Source organism: Streptomyces sp. NPDC093149 (assembly GCF_044754145.1).
Lineage (GTDB): Bacteria > Actinomycetota > Actinomycetes > Streptomycetales > Streptomycetaceae > Streptomyces.
In genome coordinates this window covers 13,611-16,019 of record NZ_JBIVON010000048.1, presented here as the reverse complement: position 1 = coordinate 16,019, position 2,409 = coordinate 13,611, and the positions used below count along the sequence as shown (strand labels likewise).

The window sequence follows — 2,409 nt, the reverse complement described above, 5'->3', positions numbered from 1 at the left end:
CCCCCTGCCGGGTGCGCGACGCATGGCGCGCTCCTTCCCCGAGGCGTCCCTGTTCACAATGGACGTCGTGGGCCACTGGCTCTACCGCAGGGGCGCAACGGAAGAGGCGATGCGGGTCATAGACACCTACCTGACCCGACCCCAGGACTGACCGCCAAGGCGCGGCGGCTCCGGCCGGGCCGCGGCCAGACACGACAGGTTGGCCGGGCTCACCCGGTAGTGGCCCCCCTCGCCGGGCGCGAAGTCCCTATCACCGGTGATGGCTGTCTCCAGATTGACCACCCGCACATCCGGCGCGGCGTCACCCAGGACCGACAGCGCACCGTCCACGGCTCACCGGCGGGCACCGAGGACGGCGTCCAGGTCCACGAAGCCGGACTCGTCGCAGCCGGATTCCATGCACGCGTCAACGGCCGGGGCCGCGGAGCTGTCAGGTGCGGACGACGTCGTGCAGGGGGTGAGGCTGTAGGTGTGGCGGGAGTTCTCCAGGGCCTTGGCCCAGTCCCGATCGAAGGTCGGCACTCAGGTGTCGGCGCGGCGGTCGTTGCACAGCTGGGCGGCGGCGACCGGGGCTGGCGGGGCGGGGGCTTCCTTGGGCTGCACGCTCATCGGCATCTCCTGGCGGGGCGTGTTGCCACACGTACGCGCGGTGCGAGGCGGTGGGGACGGACATGCGGGGATCCCTTCCCTTGGTGGAGGGGGCAGTCGAAGACGTCGTCGGCATAGTCGTCGAGGATCTCGCCGACGACGTCGCGCAGCCATTGGGCGATCTCGCCGGCGACGTCAGGGCTGCACACGATCTGGCAGCCGATGTTGCGGAAGCCGGAATCCGCGTCGTCCTCGTCGGCCGGGGCCGCTTCGGTGGTCTCCATCAGCACCATCCCAGTTCCCCCTCCCAGTCGAGGAACCCTGGAGACGCAGAGCCGCCCCACGTACGACTCGGTGCTCCTCGACGCGCCGATGGTCCACGAGAACACCCACCAGTGGTTCGGCGACAGCGTCTCGTTCAAGGACTGGCGGGATGGCTGCCCCGCGGAGTGCTTCGCCGAGTACGCGGGGCAGTTATGGAAGGAGCACAAGGGCGCCGACCTCGATACGGGCTTCTACCGGTTCGTGGTGGAGGACTACCGGGACGACCCGTCGTTCTGGTCCGTCAAGCTCTACGACCCGGGCCCGGGCCGGGAGCTGGACCCGGCGCTGAAGGGTTCGCTGATGCTGCACGCCCTACGCCGCACGGTGGGCGACGAGGCGTTCTTCACGACGCTGCGGACCCGGACCCACGACCACGCCTACGGCAACGCCCCGTTCCGGCAGTTCGAGGCGCTGGCGACGAAAATCTCGGGCAAGGACCTCAAGGGATTCTTCGCCGCATGGGTCAGCGGCACGGTGATCCAGCCGGAGAAGTACCTCTACCCGGGCAGCCTGGACAGGGCCGCCGGGTAGCCCGTACGAGGGGGCCGCGACGCCACCACCGTATGCGGCAGGGCCCGAGCGCGCGTCGTACAGCACCGAGGGCTGACCTTCACGCAGCCCTACGGCTCCCGGGAACCACGCAGCGAGCGGAACCGGTCGACGATGCCGCGACCGTCAGGCCGGTCGCGGGCTCCGGTGCTGATCCGGCTGGGCAGGAGCGTGGGCCAGGCGGCGGCGTAGCGCCTGGCTGTAGGGGAGATACACGCCGAGGATGAGGGCGGGCGTGAGGGTGCGATAGCGCAGCCACCGCGGATGCCGCGGCGGTGCGGTGCCCTCGGCGGTGTTGCAGACGCCGCACAGCAGACCGCGCGTGGCTGATCGTGAACGTCGCCGTGCCGACCACGACACGGTTGTCGAGTACCCTCACAGTAAGCGTCGGGCCCGGCACCACATGGTGTCGGGCCCGACTTCGTGCCAGCGACTACTTCACCGGCTTCCACACCGCGCATCGCTCCGACGTGAACTGCCCGACGCCCGCGCCTCGTACTCCTCGTAGGCGCGGTCCACGATCTGAGGGGGCCGGAGATCAGCAATGGTCTCCGGTTACCCGACCACAGAGGCCTTCGAGAACGTCCTCCTCCAGTCCCGGCCACCGAAGCGTGCATCTCCGAAGAGGTCGACGAGACGCGCTGGGAATACGGCCTGCCGCTTGAAGCCTTCTCGATGAAGACCACCTCCCCGGACAACGCGTGGCCAGGGCATCAGGGCGAGGCGACCACGGAGGGTGCGGGGGGTGAGGAAGCTTTTCATGGGTTCATCGCTTCTTCAGGGGGTGGTGTGCGGGGCTGTGGTTCGTGGTCCGGGGTTGTGGGGGCTGTGGGTTGTTCCGGCGGTGGGGGGGGGGCCCGGGGGGGGGCCCCCCCCCCCCCCCCCCCCCCCCCCCCCCCCCCGGCGGGGGGAGGACAAAAAAAAAAACAACCCCCGCAAACCCCAACA

The 2,409-nt window shown here is 69.8% G+C and carries 4 protein-coding genes; 1 reads left to right on the top strand and 3 read right to left on the bottom strand.

What is annotated here, in order from left to right; genetic code table 11:
• Window positions 1-126: 126 nt before the first annotated feature.
• From ACIQCZ_RS41830 to ACIQCZ_RS41820, 3 genes are all read right to left on the bottom strand, one after another.
• Complete coding sequence (locus ACIQCZ_RS41830) at window positions 127-330, bottom strand: CapA family protein (protein ID WP_402291363.1); 204 nt, start codon at window positions 328-330, stop codon at window positions 127-129.
• A 3-nt stretch (window positions 331-333) separates the two neighbouring features.
• Window positions 334-522 carry a hypothetical protein gene (locus tag ACIQCZ_RS41825; protein WP_402291361.1) on the bottom strand — a complete coding sequence of 63 codons (189 nt, stop codon included), beginning with the start codon at window positions 520-522 and terminating at the stop codon, window positions 334-336.
• An 83-nt stretch (window positions 523-605) separates the two neighbouring features.
• Entirely contained in the window at window positions 606-872 is a 267-nt protein-coding gene (locus ACIQCZ_RS41820; protein ID WP_402291359.1) for a hypothetical protein, read from the bottom strand.
• Here ACIQCZ_RS41820 and ACIQCZ_RS41815 point away from each other — a divergent pair.
• Complete coding sequence (locus ACIQCZ_RS41815; protein ID WP_402291357.1) at window positions 862-1,443, top strand: M1 family aminopeptidase; 582 nt, start codon at window positions 862-864, stop codon at window positions 1,441-1,443. The genes ACIQCZ_RS41820 and ACIQCZ_RS41815 overlap by 11 nt on opposite strands.
• The last annotated feature ends 966 nt before the right edge of the window (window positions 1,444-2,409 follow it).

Coding starts and splice junctions, on each gene's coding strand:
- ACIQCZ_RS41820 (WP_402291359.1), bottom strand. CDS start 872: ATGGAGACCACCGAAGCGGCCCCGGCCGACGAGGACGACGCGGATTCC.